The 5,258-nt window shown below is 61.0% G+C and carries 3 rRNA genes; all 3 read right to left on the bottom strand.

Annotation, left to right across the window (positions count from 1 at the left end):
* Positions 1–42 precede the first annotated feature (42 nt).
* Positions 43–161: ribosomal RNA gene (rrf, locus tag FHR84_RS21915) — 5S ribosomal RNA — on the bottom strand.
* A 120-nt stretch (positions 162–281) separates the two neighbouring features.
* Positions 282–3,384: ribosomal RNA gene (locus tag FHR84_RS21910) — 23S ribosomal RNA — on the bottom strand.
* Between the two features lie 192 nt (positions 3,385–3,576).
* A 16S ribosomal RNA gene (locus FHR84_RS21905) occupies positions 3,577–5,135 on the bottom strand.
* Together the 16S, 23S and 5S rRNA genes form the textbook arrangement of a ribosomal RNA operon.
* Between the last annotated feature and the right edge of the window lie 123 nt (positions 5,136–5,258).

Below are 5,258 nucleotides of genomic sequence, written 5' to 3'. Positions count from 1 at the left end.
GGCCCGGCCCCCTTGTGGTGGGGGCCGGGCTTGGGGGGGTTGGGTCGGCGGTGTCCGAGTCTCCCACACCCGTGGGGGTGCAGTACCTTGGGCGCTGGAGGGCTTAGCTTCCGGGTTCGGGATGGATGCCGGGCGTGTCCCGCTCCGCTATGGCCACCGACCCAAACACGGCGGGGGCCGCCGGTGTGGGCTGGGTTGTGTTGTTGTCACAGGTGTGTGCTGGTGGTGGTGGGTGTGGTGGCGGGCATCGTTGTGTGTTGCCGCGGCGTGGGGCCGTGTGTGTGGGTTCGTCGTTCGGCCGGTTAGTACCCGTCCACTGAACACATTGCTGTGCGTGCATGTCGGGCCTATCGACCCAGTCATCTGCTGGGGGCCTTATCCCACATGGTGGGGGGAGACGTCATCTTGGGGTGGGCTTCCCGCTTAGATGCTTTCAGCGGTTATCCATGCCGAACGTGGCCAACCAGCCGTGCCCCTGGCGGGACAACTGGCGCACTAGAGGTTCGTCCGTCCCGGTCCTCTCGTACTGGGGACAGCTCCCCGCACGTCTCCATACGCGCGCGGCGGATAGGGACCGAACTGTCTCACGACGTTCTAAACCCAGCTCGCGTGCCGCTTTAATGGGCGAACAGCCCAACCCTTGGGACCCACTTCAGCCCCAGGATGCGACGAGCCGACATCGAGGTGCCAAACCATGCCGTCGATATGGACTCTTGGGCAAGATCAGCCTGTTATCCCCGGGGTACCTTTTATCCGTTGAGCGACACCGCATCCGCATGCCGGTGCCGGATCACTAGTCCCTGCTTTCGCACCTGCTCGACCCGTCAGTCTCGCAGTCAAGCTCCCTTGTGCACTTGCACTCGCCGCCTGGTTTCCGTCCAGGCTGAGGGAACCGTTGGGCGCCTCCGTTACCATTTAGGAGGCAACCGCCCCAGTTAAACTACCCACCAGGCACTGTCCCTGGTCCGGGTCACGGACCGAGGTTAGACGCCCGGAACGACCAGAGTGGTATTTCACCAGCAACTCCCCTGCGCACTGGCGTGCGAGGTTCCCAGTTTCCCACCTATCCTACACAAGCCGAACCAGACGCCCATACCAAGCTGTAGTAAAGGTCCCGGGGTCTTTCCGTCCTGCCGCGCGAAACGAGCATCTTAACTCGTCATGCAATTTCGTCGGGTCCGTGGTCGAGACAGCGCCCAAGTCGTTACGCCATTCGTGCAGGTCGGAACTTACCCGACAAGGAATTTCGCTACCTTAGGATGGTTATAGTTACCACCGCCGTTTACCGGCGCTTCGGTTCGCCGCCTCACCCACCAGGTGGGTTCACGGCTCCCCTTAACGTTCCGGCACCGGGCAGGCGTCAGTCCGTATACCGCGTCTTACGACTTCGCACGGACCTGTGTTTTTAGTAAACAGTCGCTTGGGCCCATTCTCTGCGGCCACCACCAGCTCACCCCGCACCGGGGGATCACCGGCCGTGGCTCCCCTTCTCCCGAAGTTACGGGGACATTTTGCCGAATTCCTTAACCACGGTTCGCCCGCTCGCCTCGGTATGCTCTACCAGACCACCTGTGTCGGTTTCGGGTACGGACCACGTATCCCCTCGCTAGAGGCTTTTCTCGGCAGCCTGGGCTCACCCACTTCGCCACACTGGCTCGGCCTCCGGTCTCACACCGCGACCGCCCGGATTTACCTGGGCCGTCGTGCTACACCGTTACCCCGGGAACAACCATCGCCCGGGCTGGGCTACCCTTCTGCGTCACCCCATCGCTGACCAACACACCCACCAACCACAACCACCATCACCCCGGCATGGGACGAATCCCACCCGCGGTCACGGCTGATCATGCGTTGCCCGGGGGTTGGTATGGGACGCGGATACGCGGGTACGGGAATATCAACCCGTTGTCCTGTCGACTACGCCTGTCGGCCTCGCCTTAGGATCCGACTCACCCAGGGCGGATCAACCTGCCCCTGGAACCCTTGGTCTTTCGGCGGGACAGATTCTCACTGTCCATGCACTACTCATGCCTGCATTCTCACTCCCACACCCTCCACACCCCTTCACAAGGATGCTTCACCGGCGTGCAGGACGCTCCCCTACCCACCAGCCCCACACAGGGACCGGCGCCACGGCTTCGGCGGTGTGCTTACAAGCCCCGCTACATTATCGGCGCAGGATCACTTGACCAGTGAGCTGTTACGCACTCTTTCAAGGATGGCTGCTTCTAAGCCAACCTCCTGGTTGTCTCGGCGATCCCACATCCTTTTCCACTCAGCACACACTTCGGGGCCTTAGCCGGTGATCTGGGCTGTTTCCCTCTCGACCCTGGAGCTTTTCCCCCAGGGACTCACTGCCACGGTCCACATCCGCACCATTCGGAGTTTAGTTGACGTCAGTACCCACACTGGGCCATCAGCCATCCAGTCGCTCTACCAGCACGGAGCACCCACGTGACGCTGCACCTAAATGCATTTCGGGGAGAACCAGCTATCTCCGAGTTTGATTGGCCTTTCACCCCTACCCGCAGCTCATCCCCCAGGTTTTCAACCCTGGTGGGTGCGGGCCTCCACACGGTCTTACCCGCGCTTCACCCTGGCCACGGGTAGCTCACTCGGTTTCGGGTCTAGAGCACGCGACTCCACCGCCCTCTTCGGACTCGCTTTCGCTCCGGCTCCCCCACACGGGTTAACCTCGCCACGCACCACTAACTCGCAGGCTCATTCTTCAAAAGGCACGCCATCACACACCACACGGGCATGCTCTGACGGATTACAGGCGCACGGTTTCAGGAACTCTTTCACTCCCCTCCCGGGGTACTTTTCACCAGTCCCTCACGGTACACATCCACTATCGGTCACCAGACGTATTTAGGCTTACCAGGCGGTCCTGGCCGATTCACACGAGATTCCACGGGCCCCGCGCTACTCGGGACACACACCCACGAGCCACCACGACCTCTTCGCCTACGGGGGTCTCACCCACTCCGCCAGCGCCTCCCAACGCTTTCGGCTGAAGCCACAGCACCCGCACCCACACGGCAGCATGGATCCGGCATGTTCCCACAACCCCGAGCACGCAACGCCTGCCGGCTTGCCACGCACCCGGTTTAGCCTCATCCCCGTTCGCTCACCACTACTCAGGGAATCACTCTTGTTTTCTCTTCCTGGAGGTACTGAGATGTTTCAGTTCCCCCCGTGCCTCCCGATGCCCTAATCTCTTCAGACACCGGTGACCGGGCATCACCCCGGCCAGGTTCCCCCATTCGGACACCCTGGGATCACAGTTCGGTTGACAACTCCCCCAGGCCTATCGCGGCCTCCCACGTCCTTCATCAGCATCTGGTGCCCAGGCATCCACCGTACGCCCACAGACACGAACCACACAGCCAACAACTGTGCACAAAACCACAAAGCTGTCACGACATCACACGCACACACGCGCGACATCACACAACGATGCTCGCCACCACTATCCACCTATCAACCAACACACCAGCGAGCCCACCCACACGGGTGCGCCCCCAGAGAACCCAACAGTGCCCCAACCACGCGCGTGACCAGCTTGCTCCTTAGAAAGGAGGTGATCCAGCCGCACCTTCCGGTACGGCTACCTTGTTACGACTTCGTCCCAATCGCCAGTCCCACCTTCGACCACGCCCCCCACACACCGTGTGGTTGGACCATGAGCTTAGGGTGTTACCGACTTTCATGACGTGACGGGCGGTGTGTACAAGGCCCGGGAACGTATTCACCGCAGCGTTGCTGATCTGCGATTACTAGCGACTCCGACTTCACAGGGTCGAGTTGCAGACCCCGATCCGAACTGAGACCGGCTTTCCGGGATTCGCTCCACCTCACGGTCTCGCCACCCTCTGTACCGGCCATTGTAGCATGTGTGAAGCCCTGGACATAAGGGGCATGATGACTTGACGTCGTCCCCGCCTTCCTCCGAGTTGACCCCGGCAGTCTCCCGCGAGTCCCCGGCCGAACCGCTGGCAACACAGGACAAGGGTTGCGCTCGTTACGGGACTTAACCCAACATCTCACGACACGAGCTGACGACAGCCATGCACCACCTGTACACCAGCCACAAGGGAAACCCCATCTCTGAGGCAATCCGGTGTATGTCAAACCCAGGTAAGGTTCTTCGCGTTGCATCGAATTAATCCACATGCTCCGCCGCTTGTGCGGGCCCCCGTCAATTCCTTTGAGTTTTAGCCTTGCGGCCGTACTCCCCAGGCGGGGCGCTTAATGCGTTAGCTACGGCACGGACACCACAACGGTCCCCACACCTAGCGCCCAACGTTTACAGCATGGACTACCAGGGTATCTAATCCTGTTCGCTACCCACGCTTTCGCTCCTCAGCGTCAGGAACGGCCCAGCAAGCTGCCTTCGCCATCGGTGTTCCTCCTGATATCTGCGCATTTCACCGCTACACCAGGAATTCCGCTTGCCCCTACCGCCCTCGAGTCTGCCCGTATCGGCCGCACGTGCCCAGTTAAGCTGCGCATTTCCACGACCGACGCGACAAACCGCCTACGAGCCCTTTACGCCCAGTAAATCCGGACAACGCTCGCGCCCTACGTATTACCGCGGCTGCTGGCACGTAGTTAGCCGGCGCTTCTTTAGCCCCTACCGTCACATTCGTCAGGGCCGAAAGGGGTTTACAACCCGAAGGCCGTCCTCCCCCACACGGCGTCGCTGCGTCAGGCTTCCGCCCATTGCGCAAAATTCCCCACTGCTGCCTCCCGTAGGAGTCTGGGCCGTGTCTCAGTCCCAGTGTGGCCGATCACCCTCTCAGGCCGGCTACCCGTCATCGCCTTGGTACGCCCTCACCGCACCAACAAGCTGATGGGCCGCGAGCCCCACCCAGGCCGGAACACCCCCTCACAAAGGTGAACCTTTCCCACACACCCCATGCGAGGCATGCAGCACATCCGGTATTAGCCCCAGTTTCCCAGGGTTATCCCCACGCCCGGGGCAGGTTACTCACGTGTTACTCACCCGTCCGCCACTCCCACACCCCAACCCACCCTCGAAAGAATGAGCACACGGGGTGCGAGCGTTCGACTTGCATGTGTGAAGCGCGCCGTCAGCGTTCGTCCTGAGCCAGGATCAAACTCTCCAACAATGAACCAGAGAAAAAACCCCAGCAAAAAACACAAAAAAACAAAAAACAAGAGCCACACACGCGTCAAGGCACTGTTGAATTCTCAAAGAACACACCCACCAACCGGCAGGCACACCAACCACA

Source organism: Actinopolyspora biskrensis (assembly GCF_013408175.1).
Lineage (GTDB): Bacteria > Actinomycetota > Actinomycetes > Mycobacteriales > Pseudonocardiaceae > Actinopolyspora > Actinopolyspora biskrensis.
Note: the sequence above shows the minus strand (reverse complement) of the source record. Positions and strands in the feature narration are given on the sequence as shown.